The sequence below is a fragment of the Salinispora oceanensis genome, from assembly GCF_000383575.1.
Lineage (GTDB): Bacteria > Actinomycetota > Actinomycetes > Mycobacteriales > Micromonosporaceae > Micromonospora > Micromonospora oceanensis.
Genome location: NZ_KB911579.1, coordinates 4,666,928 through 4,693,162, shown reverse-complemented (window position 1 = coordinate 4,693,162; position 26,235 = coordinate 4,666,928). Strand labels below are relative to the sequence as shown.

Here is a 26,235-nt window from a genome sequence, read left to right as displayed (position 1 = left end):
CCAGGTGCTGACCTGGGACCGGCGCACCGACCAGCAGCAGGTCCGCACCACCGCCCCGAATGGCGTGACCGCCTACGACATCGAACCAGACGGCCGGCACTTCTGGTGGTTCGACGCGAACCCGGCGGGGATCGGGCTCTGGCGACGGCAACCGTTCCCGCCGACCCCTTCCGACCCGACGACACCACCCGCCGCCCTCACCGGCCTGCCACCCGGGCGACAGGCCGGGATCGCCTTCGACGCTTCCGGCGGCCGAGTCGCAGTCGGCATCGGCACCGAAACCGAGACCCGGTGCTACGTGGGCAGACCCGGCGGAGCCGGGCAGCTGGTGGCCGCTGCGGCGGGCTACGCGACACTGGTCGACCTGACCGCTGACGGAGCGACGGTCGCACTGGCCGGGCGGGCCGACAGCGACCGGGCGATCAGTGTCGTTCACCTCAGTGACGGTCGGCTCGACGTCGTGGCTGGCAGCCCCCACCGGCGAATCTGGGCGCTCGAGTTCCGCCCCGGCGACCGATCCCACCCGCAGCTGCTGATCATTGTCGAAACACCAGAGCGCTACCAGGTCGGTACCTGGCAGCAGGACCGGGGTATCGCACTGGCAGCGGCCCTAACCTACGACACCGAGGTCACCGCCCACTGGTACGGCGCGGACGGACAGGTGCTCATCCAACACGACCACGCCGGTCGCAGCCGGCTACTGCTGGCCGACCTCACCAGCGGTGAACCCGCGACCATCGCCACCCCACCCGGCACGATCCTGGATCTGACCTGTGCCCCCGGCGGAGAAATCCACTATGTCTGGACCACTGGGTCGGTGCCGCCCGAGCGTCGGGTCGTCGCGCCCGGCACCGCAGCCCCGGGTACGGCTGGCCCGGCGCGACCGACCGGAACGACCCGGCGCAGCGAACTGTGGACCACCCAGCCCTACGGTCGGATCCACAGTTTCCTGGCCACCCCGCCCGGGGCCGGGCCGTGGCCGACCCTGTTCCTGGTCCACGGCGGGCCGTCCCTACACGACCGCGACGCCTACGACCCCCGGGTTGAACTGCTGGTACGCGCCGGGTACGCGGTGGTGCGTACCAACTACCGGGGATCGACCGGGTACGGGCCGCAGTGGCAACGGGGGTTCGACCAACGCGTCGGGCTGGCGCAGCTGGACGACCTCACCTCGGTACGCCGACACCTGCTCCACCGCGGCGTCGCCGCACCAGACCGGGTCGGCCTGTGCGGATATTCGTGGGGCGGGTACCTGGTGCTCCTCGCGATGGGAGTCGCACCGGCCGACTGGTCGGTCGGTCTCGCCGTCGCCCCCATCGCCGACTACCCGGCCGCCTACCACGGCACCACGGCGGCGCTGCGCGAGGTGGACGACGAGCTCTTCGGTGGCGGGCCCGAAGACGTACCGCAGCGATACCGTGCGGCCAATCCGATGACCTACCTGGACCAGGTACGTGGCCCCCTGTTCATCGCTGCCGCCAGCGACGATGACCGCTGCCCGCCGGGCCAGGTGCGACGCTACGTCGCTGCGCTGCGCCACCGCCGGGTGCCGCACCAGCTGCACTGGATGTCCGGCGGCCATCTCGGGGACGCCGCCAGCCAGACCCGCGCGTTCGATGAGCTGCTCCGGTACGCCGGCCAGGCACTGGGACCGGACCGAACCCGGGCGGCCGCAGCGGACGGCCGTCCGTATCAACCAACCAGCCAGGGAGGGAGGTGAATCGCATGAAGCGACGCAGCGTACGGCATGACCCGATCGCCACCAACGAGCGGGAGCGCGGGGCGGTCGTGGTGAAGATGTTCCTCGACATGGACCGGGCGGTCGCGGCCGAACGGAGCGGCGGGACCGATCCAGCGGCCGACAAGGTGGCGGTCAGCGAGTAGCCACCGGTGGTGACCGCGAGTTCGACGGCTTCGTTCCGGAGCAGCCCGCTCCGGAACGAAGCCCACCAACGGAAGGATCCGCGATGAAGGTCGTCCTGGTCAGCATGCCGTGGGGTTCGATCGATGTTCCGTCGCTGGCGCTGGGCATCCTGCGTACGGCAGCCAGCCGCGGTGGCCACGAAGTCGAGGTCCGCTACGCGAACCTCGACTTCGTCGACTGGGCGGCCCGAGCCACCAACCTCACGTTGGCCGACTATCAGTACTTCTCGGAATCCTCCTACTTCCTCGGCGCCGGCGACTGGGTCTTCTCCGGCCTGCTCGACGACGCAGACCGATCGTTCGACTCCTACGCCCGGCTGCTGACCAGCAACGGCACGGCCGACGCCGAGATCGCCCGGACCGGATCGATACACCAGGTGGTGCCCGAATTCATCTGGGGGCTCGCGACCGAACTGGCGGCGATGACGCCCGATGTCGTCGGTTTCACCACCACGTTCCAGCAGAACACCGCCAGCCTCGCCGTCGCCCGGCTGCTAAAACAACTACGGCCGCAGACCCGGATCGTGTTCGGTGGCGCCAACTGCGATGGGCCGCAGGGGGCGGCGCTGCACCGCAACTTCCCCTACGTCGACTACGTCGTACGGGGTGAGGGCGAGGTCGCCTTCCCGCACCTGTTGGAAGCGCTCGATCCGCTGACCGCCGCACCCGACCGGATGGAGTTGGCCAGGATCGCCGGCCTGTGCTGGCGGGACCGGGAAGGGGCGGGACGGGCCAACCCGATGTCGTCCACTCCCCTGCCACCAACCCACATCGTCGCGCCCGACTACACCGGTTACCTGGAGCGACTGGACACCTCGGTGGCGGCGGACTGGGTAGCGCCCAAACTGGTCGTTGAAGGCTCCCGCGGTTGCTGGTGGGGCGAGAAGCACCACTGTACGTTCTGCGGCCTCAACGGGTCGTTCATGCAGTTTCGCAGCAAGAGCCCAGCCCGGTTCCTCGACGAGCTTCTCGACCTGGCACGCCGCCACCAACTGCTCGACTTCATCGTCGTGGACAACATCCTGGACATGGCCTACTTCGACACGGTGCTGCGATGGCTGGCCGAATCGGAGTACGATCTGCGCCTCCACTTCGAAGTCAAGGCCAACCTGCGCCGGCACCACTTCCAGCAGCTGAGCGACGGCGGTGCGGTGCAGGTCCAGCCCGGGGTGGAAAGCCTCAGCAGCAACGTGCTGCGGCTGATGGACAAGGGTGTCACCGGTTGCCAGAACGTACGGGCGTTGCGCGACGCGCAGAGTGCCGGGGTTACTGCGAGCTGGAATTACCTGTATGGGTTCCCCGGTGAGACGGCGCAGGACTACACCAGCATCGTCGCGCAGCTGCCGGCCCTGCACCATCTGGAGCCGCCGATCAGCTCCACCCGGATCGCCATCGAGCGGTACAGCCCCTACTTTGACCGCCCGGAACTGGGGTTCGCGACCCTGCGGCCGGCGCCCCAGTACACCGAGATCTACCAGCTGCCCGAGGCCGAACTCGCCGACCTGGCGTACGTCTTCACGTCGGCGCCGAAGGGCATCGACGGGGCCCAGGCCGCCGACCTCGAAGCGGCACTCGGCAGCTGGCAGGCGCAGTATCCGGTCAGCCGGCTCACGTACCAGGAGCTTGCCGACCGGATCGTGTTGGTCAGCCGACGCGCCAGCTACGACTGGACCGTGCTGGAGCTGGCCACACCCGCCGAGATCGAACTGTTTCGGCTCCTGGGCCAGCCCCGTACGGTCGCGACCCTCGTCGCGAAGGTACCCGGCGGGGCGACGGCCGTCGAGCCGCTGCTGTCCCGGTGGACGGCGCTGGGCCTGCTGTTTCACGACGGTGGCTACCAGGTGCACCTCGCCGTGGAGTCCAACAACCAGGTACTGACTCGGATCGATCACCGTAGAGCTGTCGCCCGGCGACTCGAGGAGGAATCGCGTGCCACCGTCGTCGCCTGAGCTCGCCGGGATGACCGAGTGGAGCGCAAGCGGGGTCGAGATCGAATTATCCCGCGACTACGAGCCCACCACCGCCCGGGTCCCGGGAATGTCTCTCGGTACGCGACGGATCACCGGCGCGTGGGAACCCCTCGTCGCGGAGTTCTACCACCTCGGCGTCCGGCAGGTCCGGCTCGCCGACCCGGTCGACCTGTGTCCGGACGCGGGCGTCGCCGCCGCCCGCACCCTGGTGTTGCTCCGGGAGCTGACCGCCTACGCGATCTCGGTCGAATGGGTCGCCCGTTGTCACGACGGCTGCGCGGGTCGAGGATTGTTCAACCATCTGTATCCGCCGGCTCGAGTGGATGGTGTCGGTGACGATGCGGCGGTTCGGGGCTGGCAGACGTCGTTCTTTCTGGGGATGTGTCTGTCCCGGCGGGGTCCAGGGTTCACTGAGGTACGCGACCGGCGGCTCGGCACCCTGGAGATGTACACCATCGACGAACCAGCGCACCTGACGGCGATCACCGAGTTGGCGGAGGGTGTCCCGGCCGGGCAGCTACCCGTTCCCGTACGCCGGGAGTTGACCGAGGCACGGCTGATCGCCGAGCAGTCCGGGTATCTGTGGTGGCTGCCGACCCCGGCGTACCGGTGGCCTTCTCCTGCCCTGAGCGTCTAGGCAGGCTTCTCTCGCCGACCGCCACCCCGACCGCTAGGAGAGCCGTGGAGACCGTGACCGGCACGTCGGCCCCGCCACCGGTGCCATATATCGCCGATCCGTACCCGACGTTGGCCCGCATCCGCGCCAACGGACCGGTATCGATCCTGCACAGCGACGAAGGCGTTCCGATGTGGGTCATCGCCCGCTACCGGGAGGTGCGGGCGGCGCTGGCCGACCCACGATTCGGGCAGGACGCCCGCCGCGCCCAGGCCCTGGCCGACAACCGGGTGGCCGGGGTTACCCTCGGCGGTGACATCGTCCACATGCTCAACAGCGACCCACCGGACCACACCCGGTTGCGGCGCCACGTTCAGGGCGCGTTCACCGCTCGGCGGGTGGCGGCGATGCGGCCACTGGTGGAACGGATCACCACCTCGTTGCTGGACGGGCTCGCCGGTCGAAAGACGGTGGACCTGGTGCAGGACCTCGCCTTCCCACTGCCGATGTTGGTCATCTGTGAGCTGCTCGGCTTCCCAGCCGAGGAGCGAAACGCCTACCGGTCCTGGTCGACCGCGATCCTGACGCACGACGACGATCCTGCCGTCTTCGCCACGGCGCTGCGGGAAATGACCGACTACATCGCGGTTCAGCTACGAATACGACGCTCCCGGCCCGGCGACGACCTCCTGACGGAGTTGTTGGCCGCGCGTGACGCGGGCCAGCTCACCGACGACGAAATCGTCGGCATGGTCTTCCTGCTCCTGATCGGCGGGCACGAGACGACCGTCAACCTGCTCGGCACCGCCACCCTCGCCCTGTTGCGCAATCCCGACCAGCACCGGTGGCTGCTGGCGAACCGGCACGCACTGCCGGAGGCGATAGACGAATTCCTCCGCTACGAGTCCCCGGTCGCCATGGCAACGCTACGTTTCACCACCACGCCGGTCACTGTTGACGATGTCGTGATTCCCGCCGGTGAGCTGGTGCTGGTGTCGCTCGGGGGCGCCAACCGGGACCCCGACCGCTTTCCAGACGCCGACCGGTTGATCCTCGACCGGCGCGACACCGGACATCTCGCCTTCGGCCACGGCCTGCACCGTTGCCTCGGCGCGTTTCTCGGCAAACTCGAAGGTGAGGTGGCTCTCGGCGCCTTGCTGCGGCGGCATCCGAAGCTGGCGCTCGCCACCGAGGTGCGCCAGCTTCAATGGCGAGACACGATCATGTTGCGTGGACTGGAGTCACTTCCGGTATCCCTCCATGGCTGAGGCTACGGCGGTCACCTCCCTCACTCGCCGGTTCCGGCCGCAGCTCAGCTTCGCTCCCCTGCGCACCCGCGGCTACCGGCTGCTGTTCGCGGCCGAACTGATCTCTGTCTTTGGCGATGCCTTTCACACGGTGGCGCTTCCGTTTCTGGTCTACCAGCTCGGCGGCGGCGCGCGCGATCTCGGCCTACTGGTGGCCGGCTACGGGCTGTGCCGGCTGGTGACGACGCCGCTGGGCGGAATCTTCTCCGACCGGATCGGCCCGTGGCCGGTGATGCTGATCTCTGATCTGATTCGGGTTCTCTTCACCGCCGGCATCGTCGTGGTCGCCGTGACCGGGGCTGGCGGCATGTTCGCCGTAGCGGTGTTGGTGGCGGGCACCGGGCTGGGCGCCGGGCTGTTCCAGCCCGCTGCCTACGCGATCACCCCGCGGCTACTGCCCGCCGAGCAGTTGCAGGCCGGCAACGGGTTGCACAGCACTGCTACCTTCGCGGCCGGAATGATCGGTCCGGGGGCGGCCGGGCTCGTGGTGATCGCCCTTTCGCCAGCGGTGGCGTTCGGTGTCGACGCGGTGACCTTCGCCGTTTCGGCGGCCTGCCTGGCGATGATCGGCGGTGTGGGGCGCGCCGCGGCCCTGCCGGTGGCGGCCGCTAAACGTGGCGGCGCATCGCCGCCGCAGGAGCCGGCCGACGGGACTCCGCCGCTGGCTGGTCCCGAGATCGGGTTCTGGCAGCTACTTCGTGAGTCGGCACTGCTGCGTACCGTGCTGCTGGTCACCGCGACCGCCAACCTCACCGTCGGCGGAATGGTCCGGGTCGGTCTACCGTCGCTGAACAACGACGACTTCGCCGCCGGTGCGGGCGGGCTGGGCGGTCTGCTCGCCGCCTTCACGGCCGGCTCGCTGGTGGGTGGGCTCTGCTCCGCCGGTTTGGCGGGGCTGCCCCGACGCGGATCGACGGCGATGGTATCGGGCCTGGTGTTGGGTGTGGCTGTCGCGTTGGTGCCCTTAGCCGGCTATCTCGGCGCTGTGGTGGCGCTTTCGGTGGCCGGCCTCGCCAGCACCGTCACGAACGTACTGGTGATTACGATCGTGCAGCAGAGCACTGCGCCGCACCTACTTGGCCGGGTGATGAGCGCGATCGTCTTCGCCGCGTTGAGTCTGTTTCCGCTCTCCACCATCGCCGCTGGTCTGGTGGCCGAAGCCTATGGCAGCATGGCGATCTTCCTCGCCACGGCGGCAGCGCTGTTGGCGGCGTTCGGCTACGGCTTCGCCAGCCGCGAACTACGGCAGCGGTGATGGCAAGTCGGCCCTGACCAGCGGACGCGGCTACCGGCAGCGGCGAGATTTGCCCGGGACGGCTCCACCTGTTTTAATGAATGAACAGTCATTTACTAATGTTGGGGATGGTGCCGGTGGGACGCCCGCGCGGAGTTGACGATGCGGTGATCCTTCATGCGACGACGCAGGTCATGGGTCAGGTGGGTCCGGCGGGTCTCACCTTGGCCGCCGTCGCGCGCGAGGTCGGACTGGTCCCGGCGACCCTGGTGCAACGCTTCGGCTCCAAACATGGCCTGCTCCTCGCCCTCGCCGATCAGGCGGAGAAGGACATCAGCGAGCTGGTTGGGCACGTGCGTCGCACGCACGATTCGGCGCTCGGGGCCTTGGCGACGCTGATGGTGCGGTCCGTGGCGGCGCTGAGCACCCCGGAGAGCTACGCCAATCACCTGGCGTTCCTGTGCATGGATCTTGGTGATCCGCAGCTCTACGAACGTGCCCTGGCCATTCACCACACTCAGCAACGAATGATCGAGCAGCTACTCACGGAGGCAGCGGGCACCGGTGAGCTCCGCACCAACCGCAGCCCGGCAGCACTGGCCCGCACGGTGCAGGCGGTCACCGCCGGCGTCGGTCTGAACTGGGCGCTGGAGCGCGAAGGCGGCCTCGAACAGCGGCTCCGGCAGGAACTCGACGCCGTGCTGGCACCCTACCTGCCGCCGCACGCCAACCCTGATTTGGAGGAGTCATGACGACGGAGGAACGCCCGCTGGCCGGAAAGGTGGCCCTGGTCGCCGGCGGCACCCGCGGCGGCGGACGGGGCATCGCCATCGAGCTCGGCGCCGCCGGCGCAACGGTGTACGTCACCGGACGAAGCAGCGCCGGTGAACGCTCCGACCTGGCCCGCCCGGAGACCATCGAGCAGACCGCCGAGCGCGTCACCGCCGCAGGCGGACTGGGTATTCCGGTTCGGACCGACCACAGCCGTCCTGACGAGGTCCAGGCGCTCATCCACCAGATCGCCACCGAGCAGGACGGCCAGCTCGACATCATGGTCAATTCGGTGTGGGGCGGCGATCCGCTCACCGACTGGGAGCATCCACTGTGGGAACAGGAGCTGGACACCGGTCTGCGGTTGCTGCGGCAGGCGGTGGAGACCCACATCATCACCAGCCGGTACGCGCTCCCCCTCCTGGTCGCCCGCCGCAGCGGCCTGGTGGTGGAGGTGACCGACGGCAACACCGCCCGCTACCGCGGCAGCCTCTTCTACGATCTGGCGAAGTCCGCGGTCATCCGCCTCGCCGTCGCCCAGGCGGCCGAGCTCAAGCCCCACGGCGTGGCGGCCGTAGCCATCACGCCGGGCTTTCTCCGTTCGGAGGCCATGCTGGAACACTTCGGTGTCACCGAGGCCAACTGGCGCGACGGGGTAGCCCAGGACCCGAACTTCGCCCACTCCGAAACCCCGGCCTACCTCGGTCGGGCTGTCGCCGCACTGGCCGCGGACCCCAACATCCTGGCCAAGACCGGCCGTGCCCTGGCAACCTGGGGCCTCTACCGGGAGTACGGGTTCACCGACGCCGACGGCAGCCAACCGGACTTCGCCGCCCACTGGGCCGAAAACCTGGCCGAACAGTACGGGCCCCTCGGGGAGCCACTTTGACCCGAGGCCGCTACCGCCGCAGACGCACCTTGGTGGGAACGGCATGGTGTTCGGCCGTAACGGGTATGGGCAGGGCATGATTGATAACACGATCGTGACGGTGGCTGAGAAGAATCCGGATTTCCGAAGGGTGCTGTGGACTGGTAAGCACCTCCAACTGGTGGTCATGACAATCCCGCCCGGGGGTGAGATCGGCGACGAGGTGCACGAAAATGCGGACCAGATTCTGACCTTCGTCAGCGGCGCCGGTGAAGCTCGGGTTGCCGGCGAGAAGCGCGAAATCGTTCGGAGTAGTCAGATCGTGGTACCGGCGGGCACCAGGCACAACTTCGTCAACACCGGGCAGAACCCGTTGGTGCTCTACACGATCTACAGCCCGCCGCAGCACGCCGACCAGGCGGTGCACCGCACCAAGGAGGAGGCCGACGCGGCCAAGACCGCGGGCGCCGATGAGCCACCGACCGGCTGAGCTCCGGCGCGTTCGCGGCTTCACGCGTTCAGGTAGTCCTGGAGGAGCGTCGCGGTCTCGGCGGGGCGTTCAAGGCTCGAGAGGTGCCCGTCCACGGCAGTGGTAGGTGCCGGGTGTCGGAGAGGCGGTCGGCGAGGTCGGTGGCGACCTGCTGGAAGTAGACCAGGTCGTCGGCATCAACCAGGGCCTTGCGTCCAGCAGCGACTGCCACTGGGGGTCTCACTTCCGCCGATCGCACGCCGAGGAATGCCGCAGGACGACCGTGTCACCGGTCCCCGTGTGTGCCAGGCGTAGCCGGGAGGCGATCACTCCGGCTCGTGGCAGACCGCCTCGAGGTTGTTGCCATCCGGATCACGGACGAAAGCACCGAAGTAGTTCGGGTGATATTCCGGCCAGACCCTGGGTTCATGCAGCACCTCCGCCCCGGCCACCACCGCGGCGTCGTGGAACGCCCGCACGGTAGCCCGGTCAGCGGCGGTCAAGGCGATGTGCACCTCGGCTCCCTCGTCCGCGCCGCGTAGCGGATAGAGCCAGAAGTCAGGATCGCTGGTGCCATAGCCGACCTGAGTCGAGGACTCCAACAGGCGTCGCCCCCCGAGTGTGGCCAGGACAGCATCGTAAAAGGCGCGACTGGCGTCGAAGTCGCGCACATGGATGCCAATGTGGTTGAGCACCGTAACTCCTCCAGGGAACCGGACAGCGGAACCGGGCCGGGTCATAACGTTTGACGGATCCCAGACTAAGAAGGGGGTACGACACTCCCACCGCCGGCACCGCGGGGCCACACCGGTAGCCGAGTGGGGACACCTCGAAGACACCAGATCGAGAGCCTCAGGTGACGGAGGTCTCAGGTGGTGCGTGCCACCACACACCGGCCCGTAGGGTCACGGTGGTCTGGTTGTCGAATGGGGGGGGCGAGCCGAGTGCAGTACGTACGTTTGGGCAGGACAGGGCTGAAGGTCTCGCGGATCTGCCTGGGCATGATGAGCTACGGCGATCGCAGCAAGAGCGATGGGTGGGTGCTCACCGAGGACGCCGCCGAACCTCTCGTCCGACGGGCGGTGGATGCCGGAGTCACCTTCTTCGACACCGCCAACATGTACTCGTCGGGAACGAGTGAGGAGGTCACCGGCCGTCTGCTAGGCAAGATCTTCCCGCGGCGGGACGACTACGTGCTTGCCACCAAGGTCTTCTTTCCAATGGGCAGCGGACCCAACGACGGTGGGTTGTCCCGCAAGCACATCCACACTGCCATCGACGAGTCGCTACGCCGGCTCGGCACCGATCATGTGGACCTTTACCAGATCCACCGCTGGGACGACCAGACACCGATCGAGGAAACGATGGAGGCCTTGCACGAGGTGGTGCGCGCCGGAAAGGCCCGGTACATCGGTGCCTCCAGCATGGCCGCCTGGCAGTTCGCCAAGGCGCAACACACCGCCGACATGTCCGGATGGACCCGGTTCGTTTCCATGCAGAATCACTACAACCTGCTCTACCGGGAAGAAGAGCGGGAGATGATCCCGCTCTGCCGCGACCAGGGAGTCGGCGTCATCCCGTGGAGCCCGCTGGCCCGTGGACTGGTCGCCCGCGCCGGAGCGACCGAGGAAGCGGCCACCGCTCGCGAGTCCAGCGGCGACGCCGACCGCCGGGAGGAGTTGTACGGGCGCGGCGACGAGCCGATCCTCCAACGGGTGGCCCAGGTCGCCCAGGAGTGCGCTCTTCCACCAGCACAGATCGGCCTCGCCTGGCTGCTGAGTAAGTCTGGAGTGACCGCCCCCATCGTCGGGGCCACCAAGGAACGGCACATTGACGATGCCGTCGCGGCGGTCGACGTTACGCTGACCGAGAAGCAGATTGAATACCTCGAAGAGCCCTACCAGTCGCAGGCCATCCGCATGTAAAAGGGCGAGTTGGGGCACCAGCCACCGCTGTTGCCCGCTACGCCAGCGGCTACCCGCACGGGGCCTGGAGCACGTGAACGGACAGACCAAAAGGTAGTTTCCAAGGCACCCACCGCACCCGGAAAGCCGCCACCACGGCAGCCGAGCGACCGGGGCGGCGGCTTTGTGATCCGGGTGGAGGCGCGGTCAGAAGTCGTCAGCGGTCCGCATGCGGTCACGGATCCAACTGCCGGCCGGCTTGAGCGGACCGGTGCCACCGAAGTCGCCACTGGCACACGTTCCCGTGGTGAAGACCGCGCCGGAGCGGAAGTCGTCGGAGTAGTTCCAGTTGACCCAACTGATCTTCTTGCTCGCCATCAGGTCGAGGTAGCGCTGGGACATGGTGAAGTCGTTCGGACCGTCGCCGGTGTACTGCTGGGTGCCGAACTCGGTCACGAAGATCGGGATTTGGTCGGCCGCCGCCGCCAGGGTGTTGTAGTACAGGTCGCCGTGCGATGCCGCGTAGAAGTGGAAGACGTACATCAGGTTGCTGGCCGCCACCGGGTTGGCGGTGATGGCGTCCACGCCACCGCCACTGCCGGAGACCCCGAGTGACGACCAGTCGGGGGTGCCGACAAGCACCACCGCCTCCGGGTCCCGCTCCCGGATGACCGGGATGACCTGGTCGGCGTAGCTCTTGACCGTGCCCCAGCTGACCCCGTTCGGCTCGTTCGCGATCTCGTAGAGGACGTTCACCTTGTCCCGGTGCCGGTCGGCGATCTCGGCGAAGAAGGTCTGCGCGCGCGACAGGTTGTAGTTGGGGTCCCCCGGCGTGAGCATGTGCCAGTCAACGATCGCGTAGAGGCCGCGAGCGGTGGCCATCTCGATGTAGTCATGGACCAGGTCGGTGAAGCCACGCGGGTCGGTCTCGTAGCCGCCTTCCTGGATGTACATCGAGATCCGCAGGACATCGGCGCCCCACTGCTGGGCGAGGACATCAAGGGACGCGTTGGTCGCGCAGTTGGCGTACCACTGCAGACCGTGCGTGCTCATGCCCCGCAGTTGGATGGCCTTGCCGTTGTCGTTACAGAGCTGTTCACCGCAGACCCGCAGCTGTCCGTTCGCCGCAACCGGCGTGCTACCGGGAGGTGCGGTGGTCGGTGGCGGTGGGGGTGGACTGGTCGTCGGAGGAGCTGTCGGCTGACACGGCTGGCCGTTGAGCCGGCAGCCGGCCGGACTACCGGAGCCGGAGCCGAGGAAGCCGAACGTCGCGGAGGCGCCCGGTGCGATCGTGCCGTTCCAGTGCTGGTTGGTGAAGCGGTAACGCTGCCCGTCGCGGTCCATCAGCGCGTTCCAGTACGTGCCGATGCTGGTGCCTGCCGGCAGGTCGAAGTCGACCTGCCAGCTGGTCAGAGTGCTGCTTCCCCCGTTGGTGATGGTGTATCGGCCCTCCCAGCCACTACCCCAGTCGGAAACCTTGACGAACGTCGCGGTCGGCGCGGCCGCCGCGGTGGCGGTGGTGGTGGCCACCATGGCCCCCACGGCCACGACCGCGAAGACGCCGGCCAGGGCCACAGTCCTCATGCCCAGCTTCATCGGTCCTCCTAGAGACATCGCCCGATCAGCTCGGCCGTGGCTGGGGTCGGGACAGGGACTCCACGTGGCGCGTTTTGTTAATCTACTTAACTGTATCGTGACCTGTCTATAACAAACTTGACCTGGTTCTGCCCGACTATCGTGCTCACGGATGGGAGTCGAGGCGCTGGGTCGAACCCGCCGCCAGCGCCTCAGAAACGTGCTCTAGGCCGCTACGGATCATGCCGCCGTACTGGTCGTCGGGGAGTTGCGTAACCAGACTCCGGGCCTGCGCCAGGTGCTCCCGCGCTCGCGCGGGATTGCCCAGACGTCGGTGATCATCGGCGAGGTTCAGGTGCAGTGAGGGCAGGAGAAGCCGCACCTGCCACGCATCGTCATACCGCTGGGCACGTTCGTCGGTAAGGTCGCCGGCGGCGGCGAGGGCACGCTCGTCCCACTCAAGTTCAGCCCGGGTGGTGTCCTGCAGGTCAGCCAGGTAGTGGGCGAGAGTGCACCGATGTAGCGCATCGCCGGTGGCGCCGATCTGCTCCCAGAGGACGGTGAGAGCGTCGCGGGCCTGGGCCCGCTGCCCGGATCGGCCGAGCTCCACCGCGGCGCCGATGCTCGCCATCGTCTCGTCGGGCATGGTTCGCGCCTGTTTCATAATCCTCCTCAGGTTTCGGATGGTGGACTGGCCGCTACCGGCATCACCACAGTGGTGATATCGCCGTCATCGGCGCAGCGAACGACAGCGGGCAGGTGGGGTTGGCTGATCTGCAGCATCACGTCCGGTCCGATGCTGGCCACCGTCAGCGCGGGATACAGCGTGGCGGCGCGGAAGTTGATCGCCACCGGCGCTCCGGTGATGTCGGCGGGAACCGCTCTCGGTGTCCCCCGACGGGACGATGACGTCACGGTCAGGTCGGCATTCACCACACAGTCGAGTCGTACTTGTGGATCATCGGCGATGGCGTCCAGCAGCAGGTCCCGCGGCGCGACCACCCGGGTCCGCACCTCGGGCAGTCCGTCCAGGACGATCCGGTACGCGGGGAAGGCTCCCGCGACTGTCGCCAGCCGCCGTTGACCACCGGGCCCGGTGAGCTGGACGCACGAATCGCCGTACTCGAGTCGCAGGTGCTCCTGGTCGCCGATCCACTGTCGTGCCCCGTCCAGCTGGACCGCGTCCACAACGGCCGTCGCCGGCACCCGCCGCCCGTCGGTCGGCAGCGACCGGACCGCCAACCGATACCGGTCCGTCGCCACCAACCGCAGCTCATCCTCGCTCATCTCGACCAGCACCCCGCCGAGCGCGGGAATGCCAGCGCTGGTGTCCGCAGCCGACGCCACCTGCCCGACCGCCTCGGCAAGTAGCTGTCCGGGCAGGACCAGCACGGCATCTTCCCGATCTCGGATCAGACTCAGTGCGGCGGTACGGGCGATGCGGGCGTCCTCGATAGCGCGCTCCATTGAGCTCAGGTGGGCTGCCAACAGCTGCTCGGCCACCGTGGCGGGGCCGGCAAGCACCCGCCGTACCTCCCCCAGCGGCAGCCCCACCTTCCGCAGTTGACGGATCAGGTGGACCTCGTCGAGCTGATCCGGCGAGTAGTACCGGTATCCGGTGATCGGATCGACCGTACGGGGGCGCACGAGACCGCAGTCGTCGTAGAAGCGCAGGGCGCTGGTGCTGACCTGCGCAGCCCGCGCGAAAACCCCGATCGTCATCCGATCGTCTTGTGCTGCCACGCCGACCATCCTGAGCCTTCAACCAACCTGAAGGTCAACAGCCGTAGACTCGTCACAAACTGCTTACCCGCGCCGCACGGCGGTGATCGGACTACCGGGTCGCGTCGCCATCGCGGACCGTGATATTGGTGAGCGTCTTTCCAACTGTCGCCGATTCCAGGCCAGTCATCACCATCCGTGATGCTGGTTTAGTCGTCTGACGCCTCGCTGGAAAGGGGCGCCGCACCATCTAAGTGAGATGGTCATGGGTGGAGGGCAGCGAAGAGAAGGCGGTCGTGCATCTCACCTCGGATGTGCAGGTAGTCATGGAGGTGGCCCTCGTACTTCATTCCGATCTTCTCCAGGACGCGGCGGGAGCCGACGTTAGCCGGGTCGCACGTGGCAGCGACCCGGTGCAGTCCTGCCTGTTCGAAGGCGTAGGTGAGCACAGCTGCGGCTGCCTCGGTGGCGTAGCCCTGACCCCAGGCGGATTTAGCCAGGACATAGCCGAACTCGCCGCGGCGATGGGCAGCGGCGGTGACCCGGAGCTCGACGGCGCCGATCAGGGCGCCCGAGCGTTCGACGGCGAACGGATGGACGCCGTCCGGCGGGTTCACGGCCAACGAGACGAAGGTCTCCGTGTCAGCGTGACTGTTCGGGCCCCAGTCCATGTAGCGGACCACCTCGGAATCGCCGGCATAAGCGTGGACGGCCGAGACGTCCTCGAAACGGAAGGGCCGCAGGCAGAGACGGGCTGTCCGCAGTTCGTTCACCGCGCCCACCCTAGACGGTCGTTCCATGCGATCACCGGCGAGCAGGCCGCCAAACTGGAGAACGTGCTGCGGGTGCCGGAGGGGCAGCGCCGTTCGCAGCTGGATCTGTGGCGGCGTGGCCCGACCAACCCGACGGGCCGGGCCTGGTGAAGTCGTTGGACCGGGTGGCGGAGATCGCAGGGTTGCACCTGGGTGCGGTGGATATGGCCGCCACGGGGTGTGCCGACCTGCCGGTTGATCGAGCTGGCTCGCAGGGGTTCGATGACAAGGCGCCGAGGCTGGCTGCGCTGAGGTACCAGCGCAAGATTGCGACGTTGTTGGCGACGGCGCGCTGGTTAGAAGCCACCGCGACCGATAACGCGCTGGAGCTGCCTAACGTGTTCATGGCCCACGAGTTGGTCGGCCGGGCCGAGCGCAATGCGGCCAAGGCGGTGGTGAAGCGGGCGTCTGGGCAGGCCCGGCACGCTCGGCCTTTCGAGAGGGCGACCGGCCACCTCTTGCGTTCGGTGATCACAGGTCGGCCAGCCGTCTGCGCAGGAATGCCCGCTCCCGCTCGTTCGCGGTGAGTTCGAGCGCTGTCTGGTAGGCCGTTGCGGCCTCCGAGGCCCGGCCAAGCCGGCGAAACAGATCCGCTCGCGCCGGCCGGGAACAGGTGATAGCCGCGCAGCGCGTCGGCGTCCAATGCGTCCAGGGCCACCAGACCAGCCTCCGGGCCGTCGCGCATGGCCACGGCCACGGCGCGGTTGAGGTCGACCACCGGCGATGGGGACACCCGCGCCAACACGTCGTAGAGCGCCACGACCTGCGGCCAGTCGGTCGTAGCGAGATCGGCGGCCTCGTCGTGCACGGCAGCGATCGCCGCCTGTATCGCGTACGGCCCACAGCGAGGCCCGCGCAGGGCGGCCACGACCAGGTCCCGACCCTCGGCGATGCGATCGGCATCCCACAGCGCGCGGTTCTGCACCTCCAGGGGCACCAGTTCGCCTTCCTCGTCGACGCGAGCCGCGCGCCGGGCATCGACGAGTAGCAGCAGAGCGAGCAGTCCGGTCACCTCGGGTTCGGCGGGCAGCAGCCGGTGCAGGATCCGGGCGAGCCGGATCGCCTCGTCGGTGAGGTCGGCCCGGACGAGTTCCTCGCCCGCGCTGGCGGCGTAGCCCGCTGTGAAGATCAAATAGACCACGCGCAGCACCCCGGGTAGACGCCCGACCAGTTCGTCGGATTCGGGCACCCGGAACGGGATCCGCGCGCGACGGATCTTGCGTTTGGCCCGCACGATCCGCTGCGCCATCGTGGCCTGCGGCGCCAGGAAAGCCCGCGCGACCTCGGACGTCGAGAGCCCCGCGAGGCAGCGCAGCGTCAGCGCGGTCTGGGCCTCGAGCGACAACGCGGGATGGCAGCAGGTGAAGAACAGGCGCAACCGCTCGTCGGGGATGTCGTCGGTATCCGGCTCGGAAACTATCGGAGCGAATTGCCGTGCCTCGACCTGCATGATCGCGAGACGGGCGGCGTATGCCTGGTCTCGGCGTAACCGGTTGACGGCCTTGCGGCGCGCGGTGGTGAGTAGCCATGCCAACGGGGTCGCCGGTATCCCGTCGATGGGCCAGCGGCGCAGTGCGGCCTCGACAGCGTCGGAGGCGGCGTCCTCAGCGAGGTCGAGATCGCCGAACTGGCGCACGAGCATGGCGAGCAGCCGGCTTCGCTCCTCCCGGAATACCGTCTCCACGGAGCCAGCAGCTCGCCCGCCGGTCATGACAGGTCGAAGTCCTGGATCGGGCGGACCTCGACTCGCCAAGCCCTGGCCCCGGGACAGCGAGCGGCCCAGTCGATCGCGGTGTCGAGGTCGGGAAGGTCGAGGATGTAGTAGCCGCCGAGGTACTCACGTGTCTCGGTGAACGGTCCATCGGTGACGATGCGTTCCCCGACCTTGTTCATCTGGACGGACGTGGCGGTCTCGAAGGAATCGAGCACGTTGCTGTCAACCATGACGCCAGCGTCACAGACAGCTTTGTGGTAGGCCATGAACGCCTCCATGAGGCCCTGATCGGCGTCAGAAGTCGACGCTTCGGCGTCCTGGCTACCAATGATCAGCAGCATGTACTTCATGATGTAAATCCCCTATTCGCCAGTTTCGCGCTTTCCTGTGGAGCGGCAACACCGGGATGACGAACGGCGCAGCCACGAATCGACAGCTCGGTCAGAGAAATCATTCAGGACAGTCGGCGCTGTACGACCGCATGGCACGCTGTCACCGCGCCCCGCCCGCGACCGGGGTCGGGGTCGGGGTCGCAACGTCGGCAAGATAGCGGTGTAGCGAGGTCTTGGGGGATGCCGGTCTTGGCGGCGATCCTGCCGAGACTGACGCCTTGGGTCTTGAGTTGCCGGGCATAATCGATCTTGTCGGCGGGATGGGCGACGGACGGCCGACGTGCCGGCCCATTCGGCCCCGCGACAGACCCGCGAGCTCACTGTATCCACTTCCTTACGGGCCGTCCCGGGCACTCGTCAGGCTGTCGAGGTGCTCGGCGAGCAACGCGCGGAGGCGGCCGGGCGGCATAAGCTCGGTACGCACCAGCGCGTGCAGGGTAAGCCCGTCGAGCAGGGCGTGCAGTCGGGCCTTCTCCGCGCCGAGGTCAGCACCCCGGGCCACCAGCCCGGCCGCCGCGAGGGCGTCGACAGCGACATCGACGACGCCCCGGACGCCGTCGTCGGCCTCGCTGAGTCGCGCCTGGGCGGCGGGGTCAACCTGGGCATGCAGGGTCAGCCACAGCCACACCTCAGCCGCTCTTCGGCGCTGCCGATCCAGCGGCAGGAACTCCTCCAGCATCCGCTGAGCGGTCTCGCGGGGCGGCCCAGTCCAGCTCTCCGCGGCGAAGCGTTCGGCCGACTGCGCTATCACATGCTCCATGGCGAAGATCAACAAGTCGGCCTGGGTGGCGAAGTAGTGTCGCAGCGCGCTGGGGGACCAGCCAGCCTCGGCGGCGATGCTTCGCACCGTGGCCGCGGCGACGCCATCGCGGTAGACGACGCGCCACATCGCCTCGGCCAGCTCGGCGCGGCGCGCGTCGTGGTCGACGATCTTCGGCACGGCTCCTCCGGCAGTCGATGACATCCCTGCTACTGTGATCGTACAGCGTACTAAAAAGGGGGGTCCGGCGTGCTTGTCGCGGTAATCGTCGCCTGCGAGGTGGCCTTCTGGCTGCTACTCGTGGCCGGGCTGCTGGCCCGATACCCGCTGCGCCTTCCCCGCGTCGGCGCCGTCCTGCTTCTGGCGGTCCCGGCGGTCGACCTTGTCCTGCTCGCTGTCACGACGATCGACCTACGTCGCGGCGGGACCGCCACCGCCGCGCACGGCCTCGCCGCGGCGTACCTCGGTTTCTCCGTGGCGTTCGGTCACCGCATGGTCCGCTGGGCCGACGTACGCTTCGCGCACCGGTTCGCCGGCGGGCCACCACCGACTCGGGCCCCACGGTACGGGCTGGAGCGCACCCGGCACGAGTGGCGCGAATGGCGCCGGGGCCTGCTCGGCTGGGCTGTTGCCTGCGCTCTGCTGCTCGCTGGTATCGCCTTCGTCGGCGACGCCGAGCGGACCCAGCAGCTCTGGGGGTGGATCGGGCGGCTCAGCCTGGCGATGGCGATCTGGCTCGTGTTCTGGCCGCTCGCGCACACGGTGTTTCCCCGGCAGGAACCGCGCCGTACCGCCGACGCGGCGGGTCCAACCGAGTGAGTCGTCAACCCGGGCAGTTCCGGTGCTGGTCGGGCCAGACCAGCACACCACCACCAGCGCGAAACGGTCAGGCATGACATCAGCTCACCCGGACCCGAACAGTTCGATCTTGTCGGTGCTGGAAGAACTCCACGCCACCTGGCGCTGGGGAGGCCCACCGACGCTGCTCACGATCAGCCATCGGCCGCCGAAGCCCGGCGTGCCCGCCATCCTCGCCAGCGGTGTCGGTGGGCACACCCCGCTCGACCTCCTGACACACTGGATCGACCAGTGTCGTCGCCATCGCGGCATCGCCAACACGCAGCGGGACCTCGGTGTTGATGCGGTCGCTGTCTCGGGTGAGATCGACGGCCAGCACCTTTGCTACGCCATGGACCGCACCGGCCGGGAGTACCTGGTGCGGGGCCACCGACACACCCTCGAACGGTGCCGCACCAGCGGCACGGACGTCGCGGCCCGCACCGGCCTTCCGGGTCTGCTCACCGAGCGGCTCGCCGAGTTGGTGTGGCGACTGGCGGGCCCGCCGCCGCCCGCCGTCGGTTCTCGGATCCGCGACATGTGGCCCACCACCGGGCTGATCGACCTGGACGAGGACGAACTTCACGAACGCTACGCACTGCCCTCCCCCACCGAGGGTCACGTACGCCTCGTCACGGTGTCGAGTATCGACGGTCTCGCCGCGGTGAACGGCGCCAGCGCCGCCCTGAGCAGCAGCGGTGACCAGCGGGTCTATCGCCTGATCAAACGAGACGCCGACCTGCTGCTGTTGGGGGCGGGCACGGTCCGCGCCGAGCAGTACGGGCAGACCACCCTGTCGGCTCCCGAGATCGCCCGTCGACGAGCCAACGGCCTACCGCCCTATCCGGCCATCGCGGTTGTCACCCGCAGCCTCGACCTCAACCTCAGTGGCCCGTTGTTCCAGCGCGGCATCGGAGGTCACGGCCAGCCACGGCCGATCCTGATCGTCCCCGCCGCCACGGCGGCCGAGGCCAGCACGGCGGTAGCCGAAGCCGCCGAACTCCTGGTCGCCGGCGACTACAACGTTGACCTGAACCAGGCGATCCAGCTGCTTCGACAGCGGGGGCACCGACGCATCGTCTGCGAAGGTGGCCCCGCACTGGCCGGCCAGCTGGCCCAGGCGGACCTGCTCGACGAGATCTGCATGACGATCACGCCGCAGCTGCTGGCGGTGGCCGGCCCGCGGATCACCGCCGGTCCGGCGGGACAGCCCGCGGGCGGGCAGTGGCAGCTCCACCGGTCCCTCCTTGACGAGCAGGGCAACCTGTTCCTCCGCTACACCCGCCCTGGCCCGTCCGGCCGGGCCGACGGCCCCCCGACGGTCTGACTCTCCTGGGCGCGGCCTCATCCCGGAGGACGTTCGTTTAGGATCCGCTGGAAGATCAGGTAGTCCTGCCAGGCACCGTCGACATGCAGGTAGTTGGCGGCGGTGCCGATCAGCGTGAACCCCGCTTTGGTGAGGACGCGCTGACTTCCTTTGTTGCGCACGAAGGTGCCGGCCTCAAGCCGGTGCAGGTCGGCCACTTCGTCGGCGAGGCGGCAGGCGTGCTGGAGAGCCTGAGTGGCGAGCCCCCGCCCGGCATACCCACGGTCGACCCAGTAGCCGACGTTGGCGCTCCGAAACCGTCCGAGTAGGACGTTGGACAGCGTCAGCGTCCCCACAACCCGGCCCCCCTCCTCCAACACCCAGGGCAGAGTCTGGCCCGAATCCAGGAGCCGGAGCTGATCCTGCACCCGACTCCGCTGCCCCTCCATCGTGAAGTAGGCATCCGCCCGCCGCGGCTCCCACGGCTGGAGGTACTCACGGTTGAGAAGGTATGCCTCGGTCAGTGGCCCCGCATCGGACTCCTCCACCAGACGCATCACAATCGCATCAGCCAGGGGAATCGGAGGGATATTCACACTCGCCAGCCTAGTGGCCTGACGGCGATGCGCCAGGGCTGGCTCACCCTGGTGGCGTTGTGGCAGGCTGAGGTCGACGCGACTGGCGGCACCGAGGATGGAATGACCATCGGGGAGCTCGTCGCGGAGGGTCGACCGCCTGGGCCTTCCGCGGGGGCGAGGTGCACCATGTCCACGTCAATGTCGATGTCGGTCGCCCGGTCACTGCCGGGTGGACCGGTAGCCGAGCAGATCCTGGCCGAGGTGGCGCAGGAGGTCACCCAGTTACGGGCGGCCGGGATGACCCCGGCCCTGGCCACGGTGCTGGTGGGCGACGACGACGCGAGCGTCGGGTACATCCGGATCAAACAGCGCCAAGCCGAGCAGTTGGGGTTCGCCTCCCCACACGTGCAGTTGCCGGAGTCGGCGTCGCAGGCGGACCTGCAGGCGGTGGTGACACAGTTGAGCGCGGACCCGGCGGTGCACGGGGTGTTGGTGCAGCACCCCGTTCCCCGGCACCTGGACTTCGACCGGGCGATGCAGGCGCTGGATCCGGAGAAAGACGTGGACGGGATGCACCCGGTGAACCTGGGCCGGTTGGCGTTGGGGCTGCCGGGCCCGGCACCGTGTACGCCGGCGGGAATCGAGGCGTTGCTGGCGTACCACGGGGTGCCGGTGGCCGGCCGGGAGGTGGTGGTGCTGGGTCGGGGTGCCACGTTGGGGCGTCCGCTGGCGATGTTACTGGCGCAGAAGCGGCCGACGGCGAACGCCGCGGTGACGGTGGTGCACACCGGCGTGACGGACTGGCCTCGGTACACCCGCCGGGCGGAGATCCTGGTGGCGGCGGCGGGGGTGCCGGGTCTCGTCCGCCCCGAGCACCTGCGCCCGGGAGCGGTTGTCGTCGGTGGTGGGGTGCGGTACGCGGGGCGGCGGCTACTACCGGACGTGGACGAGGCATGCGCGACGGTGGCGGGGGCGATGACTCCCCGTGTAGGCGGGGTCGGCCCGACGACGGTGGCGATGGTGTTCCGTAACGCGGTGCGGGCGGCACGGCAGGCGCTGACGCCACCGCACCCCGATGACGACGAGCACCCGACGCGGACACCGGTACGGCCTTCGGGGCCGGGCGGGAGCTAGCTTCGTCCGGGAGTGCGGGGCGCCACCGGGGTGGAGACGATGAAGGAACTGGTGGTCTGGCCGTGGAGCAGGAACTGGTCGAGGACCGCCGTCAGGGCGTCGACGGCGGGTACGTGCACCTTGAGGAGGAAGCAGTCCTCGCCGGAGATCCGGTGGCACTCACTGACCTCCGGAACGCGGTCGGCCAGCTCTGCGATCTTTGACAGCTGGCCTGGACCGGGTTGGATCCGCACCCAGGCGGCGACGGGGAGGCCCAGGGCCGCGGGGTCGATATCGACGCGGTAGCCGCGGATCACGCCGGCATGTTCGAGTCGGTGCAGCCGCTCTCGCACCGCTGGCGCGGACATGCCGACCTGGCGCGCCAACTCGGCGGCGCTGGCGCGCGGGTCGTCACGCAGTACGTGCAGCAGACGCCGATTGGTGTCGTCGAGCACCGAATTTCCATCTGCAATGCCAGTCGGGGGCCTTGGCTCACGATACGTCATCGTCACGCTCCTTTAGCCTTCGATTGTGCATGGTGCTAGGCGCTGTCACCTTCGACGATAGGGGAATGCCACGATCAGTTCTGCGCTCGGACACCCGGACGTCGGCGGCGGCCGCACCGCGGATACCACCCCACGCCTACTTCGTCGTCGGTGCGGTGTTCCACTATCTCGGTCCAGCCTTCGCGGTACTGCTCTTCGTCCGCGTGGACGCCTTGGGCGTGGCGTGGCTGCGCATCGCCGCCGCGGCCGCGGTATTCGCGTTGTGGCGGCGGCCGTGGCGGCGCTGGCGGCACCTGGACCGGCCCACCCGCCGGCTGCTGATCGGATGGGCCGCCGTCCTGGCGGCCATGAACAGCGTCTTCTACCTGGCGCTGGAGCGGCTGCCGTTGGGCACGGTCGCCGCGGTCGAATTCCTGCCGGTCATCGTGTTGGCGGCCTACGCGGCCAGAACCCGCCGAAACCTGCTCGCGTTGGTCTGCGCGGTTGCCGGGGTGTATCTGCTCACCGACGTCCGCCTGGTCGCCGAACCGCTTGGAATCGCCTTCGCCGCGGCCAACGCCGTGCTGTTCGCCGCCTACATTGTGCTCGGGCACCGCGTCGCCCGCGGTCAGCAGCTGTCCGGCATCGACGGTCTCGCGCTGTCCATGCTGATCGCCGCCGTCCTCGCGCTACCGGTCGGCGTCGTTGACGCCGCACCCGCCGCCTTGGACGTGGTCGCCTTGGCGGCCGGGGTCGGTGTCGGCGTCACCTCGTCGGTCATCCCGTACGTCACCGACCAACTCGCCATGGCCCGGCTGCCCCGGGCCACCTACGCCCTCCTGGTCTGCCTGTTCCCGGCGACCGCGACCGTGATCGGGGTTGTCGTACTGGCCCAGGTCCCCACCGCACCGGAGATCGTCGGGGTCGGTCTCGTGGTCGCCGGTGTCGCCGTGCACCAGGACGGCGGGCAGCCGCGACGACAGCGGGTCCGCGCGTGAGGCTCAAGCCCGCCGGCGCGGGGCGGTGGCACGACCGCAGGGGCGGCACCCGCCACCGGGGCCCATCCCGATCACCGTGCTTCCGAAGACGTGGTCGGCCCGCCTGTGCCACGCTGAAACTCACGGCCTGACAGCGATCTCGGAGACCGAACAGGAGGGCCTGCTCAAACCGCGGTGTTCCGGCCAGGGCGTGCGGCTGGTTGAGAGGCGTGAAGCCCGGTGAGCAATAGGGATGTGCACCGATTTCTCGAGTCGAATCGGGGACTGTGGGACGAGTGGGCGGACATTCACGCCCACTCGACGTGGTACGACCTGGAGTCGGTACGGCGGGGCACCTGCAAGCTGCGGTCGTACGAGATCGACGAGGTGGGCGAGGTGGACGGCCGAAGCCTGCTGCACCTTCAGTGCCAACTCGGCACCGACACGGTCTCGTGGGCGCGGCGGGGCGCGACTGTCACCGGGGTGGACTTCTCGCCCCGAGCCGTCGCTGTCGCCCGCCAACTCGCCGCCGACACCGGAATCGAGGCCCACTTCGTCTGCAGCGACGTCCTGACCCTGCCTGCCGCCCTGACCGGAACCTTCGACATCGTCTACACCTCGCGTGGGGTGCTGGGCTGGCTGCCGGACTTGACCCGGTGGGCGCAGGTGGCGGCGCACTTCCTGGCGCCCGGTGGTGTCTTCTACGTGACCGACATCCACCCGATCGCCGAGGTCCTGGACCCTTCCGCGGCCGAGCTGCGAGTCAGTCGACCCTACTTCCCCAGAGCCGAACCGGTTTGCCACCCGGTGCAGGGCAGCTACGTCGACCGGGACGCCCGGGTCGCCACCGAGGTGGAGTACCTGTGGCCGCACAGCGTCGCGGAACTGATCACCGCTGTCGCGCGGGCCGGGCTCGTGATCGAGTTCTTCCACGAGTTCCCGTGGCTGGATCGGCCATGGCCGTTCCTGCACAAGCAGGAAGGGCTGGGCTGGACCCTCCCCCCTGGCGGGCTGGGTGAGTTGCCGCTGTTCTTCTCACTTCGGGCCGGTAAGGCGGCGGCTGGCGCCAGCGGATAACCCACCGCGCCGGGCGGCCGCGGCGACGGCATCTAGACTCGGCGTCCGATGGACGAGCAGGCCGCACCCGCCGATTCCCGCCCCTGTGCCCACTGCGGACGTCCAGTGCCGCAGCGGGCCGGAGCGGGCCGCCCCTTCCGCTACTGCCGGGACAACGACGGCGCCTGCCAACAGGCCGCCCGGACCAGCCGGATACGACATCGCAACGCCCCCGGGCTGCCCGGACAGGTCGCCCGCACCTGGGAGGCCGTGGACCGGCTCGACCAGATCGTGGCGTCGCTCACCGAGGCGCTGCACGCGCAGCTGTCCCCGGTCGGGGTGGAACAGCAACTGGCCCAGGCGCGCGCCGACGCGGCCAACGAGGTAGCAGCGGCGCAGACCGATCGGGACGAGGCCCGCCGCGCCGCCGAGGACGCCGCCGCTGCCGCGGTCCAGGCCCGAGAGCAGGCCCGCAACGCCACCGCCGAGCAGGAGAGCGCCCGCGCCGAAGCGGCCCGTGCCGTTGCGGAGACGACCGCCGCCGCGGACCGCGCCGACCAGGCTCGTAAGGCTCGGGACCAGGCCCGCCAGGAGGCGAGCGCGGCACAGGCGCTACTGGGGCAGGCCCAACAGGACCGCGACACCGCGCGGGCCAAGGAACTCGATGCCCGTACGCAGCTACGCGGCGCCGATGCCGAACTCACCGCCCAGCGGCAGCACGCCGCGGACCTGGTCGCGGAACGCGACGCTGCCCGCGCCGACGCCCAACAGGCCGCGCAGGCGCGGTCCACGGCCACCGAACAGGCCCGTGGACACCGCGCCGACGCGCAACGGGCCCGCCAGGACGCACAACGGGCTCAGGCGCAGGCCGCGGCGGCGCTACAGGAGCGGGACCAGGCGGTGGCCGACCGGGACCGCGCCGAAGCGCAACGTCAGCGGGCGGTGGGGGACGCACAGCGGGCGGTGGGGGACGCGGAGCGCGCGCACGCGGACGCGACGGCGCTCGCCGAGCACCGCGACTCACTGCGCGGGCAGCTGACCGCCGCCGAGCAGGAGGTGACCACCGCGCAGGGCCAGTTGGCGGAGCTGACGGCGCGGCTGCGGGCCGCCGAGGGTGACCGGGACGAGGCACATCGGCGAGTCGCCCAGCTCGCCGACCAGGTCGCCCAGCTGGCGGCTGCCCTGGCTCACCGGCAGGCGTCCACGCCCGTGCGCTGACGCGGGGCGATACCATCTCGGTTCGGCCACCAAGCGAACTTTCGGCCAGGTCGGGGCGACCCTCGCCGGTCCGGGCGGCCCTCCGGCTACCCTTGTTGCCGGCCGTCACACGCCACCAGGCGGGAATGGCCCCACGGACACCGACTGTTACACCGAAACAGACCAGCACCACGAACGAGGGGAAGACGATCATGGGCGAGCGCATGCTGCGCGGAAGCCGTCTGGGCGCGGTCAGCTACGAATCCGACCGTAACACCGAGCTCGCGCCGCGTCAGACCCGCGAATACCTGTGCGCCAAGGGTCACCAGTTCGAGGTGCCGTTCGCCGTTGACGCCGAGGTCCCGATGACCTGGGAATGCAAGTTCGATGGCAGCGTCGCCCGGCTGGTCGACGGCAACGAACCGGAGCAGAAGAAGGCGAAGCCGCCGCGCACCCACTGGGACATGTTGTTGGAGCGGCGATCGATCGCCGAACTTGAGGACATTCTCGCCGAGCGGCTCAAGGAGGTCCGCACCCGCCGCGGGCGCGCCTGAACCATCCGGCACGGCACCCGCCCCGGGTTATCCCGCTCGGGCCGGGTGCCGTCGTCGCAACGGGTCGTTGCCCGGGGGTGGGCCCGGGGAGCGCC

The 26,235-nt window shown here is 69.0% G+C and carries 27 protein-coding genes, 1 pseudogene and 1 riboswitch; of the genes and pseudogenes, 17 read left to right on the top strand and 11 right to left on the bottom strand.

Annotation, left to right across the window (positions count from 1 at the left end; translation table 11 throughout):
* Positions 1–4 precede the first annotated feature (4 nt).
* From SALPAC4_RS0121460 to SALPAC4_RS0121420, 9 genes are all read left to right on the top strand, one after another.
* Positions 5–1,720 (top strand): alpha/beta hydrolase family protein, encoded by a 1,716-nt coding sequence (locus SALPAC4_RS0121460; RefSeq protein ID WP_019872100.1) that lies wholly within the window; start codon positions 5–7, stop codon positions 1,718–1,720.
* Positions 1,721–1,725: 5 nt separating this feature from the next.
* Positions 1,726–1,884: a hypothetical protein gene (locus SALPAC4_RS28030; RefSeq protein WP_018215451.1), complete on the top strand. Its 159-nt coding sequence runs from the start codon at positions 1,726–1,728 to the stop codon at positions 1,882–1,884.
* Positions 1,885–1,967: 83 nt separating this feature from the next.
* Positions 1,968–3,872 carry a RiPP maturation radical SAM C-methyltransferase gene (locus SALPAC4_RS0121450; RefSeq protein WP_019872099.1) on the top strand — a complete coding sequence of 635 codons (1,905 nt, stop codon included), beginning with the start codon at positions 1,968–1,970 and terminating at the stop codon, positions 3,870–3,872.
* Positions 3,853–4,530, top strand: coding sequence for a DUF5825 family protein (locus tag SALPAC4_RS0121445; RefSeq protein ID WP_019872098.1), 678 nt, complete (start codon positions 3,853–3,855; stop codon positions 4,528–4,530). Before SALPAC4_RS0121450 ends, SALPAC4_RS0121445 begins: the two co-directional genes overlap by 20 nt.
* 44 nt (positions 4,531–4,574) lie before the next feature.
* Positions 4,575–5,777 (top strand): cytochrome P450 family protein, encoded by a 1,203-nt coding sequence (locus SALPAC4_RS0121440; protein ID WP_019872097.1) that lies wholly within the window; start codon positions 4,575–4,577, stop codon positions 5,775–5,777.
* Positions 5,770–7,071: an MFS transporter gene (locus SALPAC4_RS0121435; protein WP_019872096.1), complete on the top strand. Its 1,302-nt coding sequence runs from the start codon at positions 5,770–5,772 to the stop codon at positions 7,069–7,071. The genes SALPAC4_RS0121440 and SALPAC4_RS0121435 overlap by 8 nt, the downstream gene beginning before the upstream one ends.
* Before the next feature lie 107 nt (positions 7,072–7,178).
* Positions 7,179–7,802 (top strand): TetR/AcrR family transcriptional regulator, encoded by a 624-nt coding sequence (locus tag SALPAC4_RS0121430; RefSeq protein ID WP_027644956.1) that lies wholly within the window; start codon positions 7,179–7,181, stop codon positions 7,800–7,802.
* Entirely contained in the window at positions 7,799–8,710 is a 912-nt protein-coding gene (locus SALPAC4_RS0121425; protein WP_019872094.1) for an SDR family oxidoreductase, read from the top strand. Before SALPAC4_RS0121430 ends, SALPAC4_RS0121425 begins: the two co-directional genes overlap by 4 nt.
* Before the next feature lie 43 nt (positions 8,711–8,753).
* Positions 8,754–9,179 carry a cupin domain-containing protein gene (locus SALPAC4_RS0121420; protein WP_018731953.1) on the top strand — a complete coding sequence of 142 codons (426 nt, stop codon included), beginning with the start codon at positions 8,754–8,756 and terminating at the stop codon, positions 9,177–9,179.
* Positions 9,180–9,207: 28 nt separating this feature from the next.
* On the opposite strand, the gene SALPAC4_RS0121415 is transcribed toward SALPAC4_RS0121420, so the two are convergent.
* Together SALPAC4_RS0121415 and SALPAC4_RS0121410 are read right to left on the bottom strand one after the other, a co-directional pair.
* Positions 9,208–9,390, bottom strand: coding sequence for a hypothetical protein (locus SALPAC4_RS0121415; RefSeq protein ID WP_019872093.1), 183 nt, complete (start codon positions 9,388–9,390; stop codon positions 9,208–9,210).
* Between the two features lie 94 nt (positions 9,391–9,484).
* Positions 9,485–9,853 (bottom strand): VOC family protein, encoded by a 369-nt coding sequence (locus tag SALPAC4_RS0121410; protein ID WP_019872092.1) that lies wholly within the window; start codon positions 9,851–9,853, stop codon positions 9,485–9,487.
* Between the two features lie 306 nt (positions 9,854–10,159).
* On the opposite strand from SALPAC4_RS0121410, the gene SALPAC4_RS0121405 reads away from it, so the two are divergent.
* Positions 10,160–11,083: an aldo/keto reductase gene (locus SALPAC4_RS0121405; protein ID WP_019872091.1), complete on the top strand. Its 924-nt coding sequence runs from the start codon at positions 10,160–10,162 to the stop codon at positions 11,081–11,083.
* Between the two features lie 186 nt (positions 11,084–11,269).
* Here the strand turns inward: SALPAC4_RS0121405 and SALPAC4_RS0121400 are convergent, their stop codons facing one another.
* From SALPAC4_RS0121400 to SALPAC4_RS0121365, 7 genes and pseudogenes are all read right to left on the bottom strand, one after another.
* Positions 11,270–12,658, bottom strand: a complete 1,389-nt coding sequence (locus SALPAC4_RS0121400; protein ID WP_027644955.1) for a cellulase family glycosylhydrolase — start codon at positions 12,656–12,658, stop codon at positions 11,270–11,272.
* A 145-nt stretch (positions 12,659–12,803) separates the two neighbouring features.
* A complete protein-coding gene (locus tag SALPAC4_RS0121395; RefSeq protein ID WP_027644954.1) occupies positions 12,804–13,301 on the bottom strand; it encodes a hypothetical protein in 498 nt (165 codons plus the stop codon).
* 8 nt (positions 13,302–13,309) lie between these two features.
* Positions 13,310–14,389: a DNA polymerase III subunit beta family protein gene (locus SALPAC4_RS0121390; RefSeq protein WP_019872088.1), complete on the bottom strand. Its 1,080-nt coding sequence runs from the start codon at positions 14,387–14,389 to the stop codon at positions 13,310–13,312.
* 233 nt (positions 14,390–14,622) lie between these two features.
* Complete coding sequence (locus tag SALPAC4_RS0121385; protein WP_019872087.1) at positions 14,623–15,132, bottom strand: GNAT family N-acetyltransferase; 510 nt, start codon at positions 15,130–15,132, stop codon at positions 14,623–14,625.
* Between the two features lie 510 nt (positions 15,133–15,642).
* Positions 15,643–16,882 (bottom strand): annotated as a pseudogene (locus SALPAC4_RS25535) (RNA polymerase sigma factor).
* A complete protein-coding gene (locus SALPAC4_RS0121370; RefSeq protein WP_019872086.1) occupies positions 16,879–17,235 on the bottom strand; it encodes a YciI family protein in 357 nt (118 codons plus the stop codon). Before SALPAC4_RS0121370 ends, SALPAC4_RS25535 begins: the two are co-directional and overlap by 4 nt.
* Before the next feature lie 376 nt (positions 17,236–17,611).
* Entirely contained in the window at positions 17,612–18,217 is a 606-nt protein-coding gene (locus SALPAC4_RS0121365; RefSeq protein ID WP_019872085.1) for a TetR/AcrR family transcriptional regulator, read from the bottom strand.
* Positions 18,218–18,286: 69 nt separating this feature from the next.
* Between SALPAC4_RS0121365 and SALPAC4_RS0121360 the strand changes: the two genes are divergently transcribed.
* Positions 18,287–18,856: a hypothetical protein gene (locus tag SALPAC4_RS0121360; protein WP_019872084.1), complete on the top strand. Its 570-nt coding sequence runs from the start codon at positions 18,287–18,289 to the stop codon at positions 18,854–18,856.
* 73 nt (positions 18,857–18,929) lie between these two features.
* Positions 18,930–20,201 (top strand): dihydrofolate reductase family protein, encoded by a 1,272-nt coding sequence (locus SALPAC4_RS0121355; protein WP_050565041.1) that lies wholly within the window; start codon positions 18,930–18,932, stop codon positions 20,199–20,201.
* Between the two features lie 17 nt (positions 20,202–20,218).
* Here the strand turns inward: SALPAC4_RS0121355 and SALPAC4_RS0121350 are convergent, their stop codons facing one another.
* A complete protein-coding gene (locus SALPAC4_RS0121350; RefSeq protein ID WP_019872082.1) occupies positions 20,219–20,737 on the bottom strand; it encodes a GNAT family N-acetyltransferase in 519 nt (172 codons plus the stop codon).
* Positions 20,738–20,844: 107 nt separating this feature from the next.
* Positions 20,845–20,928, top strand: a riboswitch (ZMP/ZTP riboswitch).
* Positions 20,929–20,944: 16 nt separating this feature from the next.
* Here SALPAC4_RS0121350 and SALPAC4_RS0121345 point away from each other — a divergent pair.
* Complete coding sequence (locus SALPAC4_RS0121345) at positions 20,945–21,892, top strand: bifunctional 5,10-methylenetetrahydrofolate dehydrogenase/5,10-methenyltetrahydrofolate cyclohydrolase (RefSeq protein ID WP_026323535.1); 948 nt, start codon at positions 20,945–20,947, stop codon at positions 21,890–21,892.
* Here SALPAC4_RS0121345 and SALPAC4_RS0121340 read toward each other — a convergent pair.
* Complete coding sequence (locus SALPAC4_RS0121340; protein WP_027644951.1) at positions 21,889–22,377, bottom strand: Lrp/AsnC family transcriptional regulator; 489 nt, start codon at positions 22,375–22,377, stop codon at positions 21,889–21,891. The two genes, SALPAC4_RS0121345 and SALPAC4_RS0121340, sit on opposite strands and share 4 nt — an antisense overlap.
* A 65-nt stretch (positions 22,378–22,442) precedes the next feature.
* Between SALPAC4_RS0121340 and SALPAC4_RS0121335 the strand changes: the two genes are divergently transcribed.
* The 4 genes from SALPAC4_RS0121335 (at position 22,443) to SALPAC4_RS0121320 (ending at position 26,140) form a co-directional block, all read left to right on the top strand.
* Positions 22,443–23,354, top strand: coding sequence for an EamA family transporter (locus SALPAC4_RS0121335; protein ID WP_019872079.1), 912 nt, complete (start codon positions 22,443–22,445; stop codon positions 23,352–23,354).
* A 234-nt stretch (positions 23,355–23,588) separates the two neighbouring features.
* The gene (locus tag SALPAC4_RS0121330) at positions 23,589–24,410 is read left to right on the top strand and encodes a class I SAM-dependent methyltransferase (protein WP_019872078.1); all 822 of its coding nucleotides are present in this window, start codon (positions 23,589–23,591) and stop codon (positions 24,408–24,410) included.
* Positions 24,411–24,458: 48 nt separating this feature from the next.
* The gene (locus SALPAC4_RS0121325) at positions 24,459–25,607 is read left to right on the top strand and encodes a coiled-coil domain-containing protein (protein WP_027644950.1); all 1,149 of its coding nucleotides are present in this window, start codon (positions 24,459–24,461) and stop codon (positions 25,605–25,607) included.
* A gap of 191 nt (positions 25,608–25,798) precedes the next feature.
* A complete protein-coding gene (locus SALPAC4_RS0121320) occupies positions 25,799–26,140 on the top strand; it encodes an RNA polymerase-binding protein RbpA (RefSeq protein ID WP_012013503.1) in 342 nt (113 codons plus the stop codon).
* Positions 26,141–26,235 lie beyond the last annotated feature (95 nt).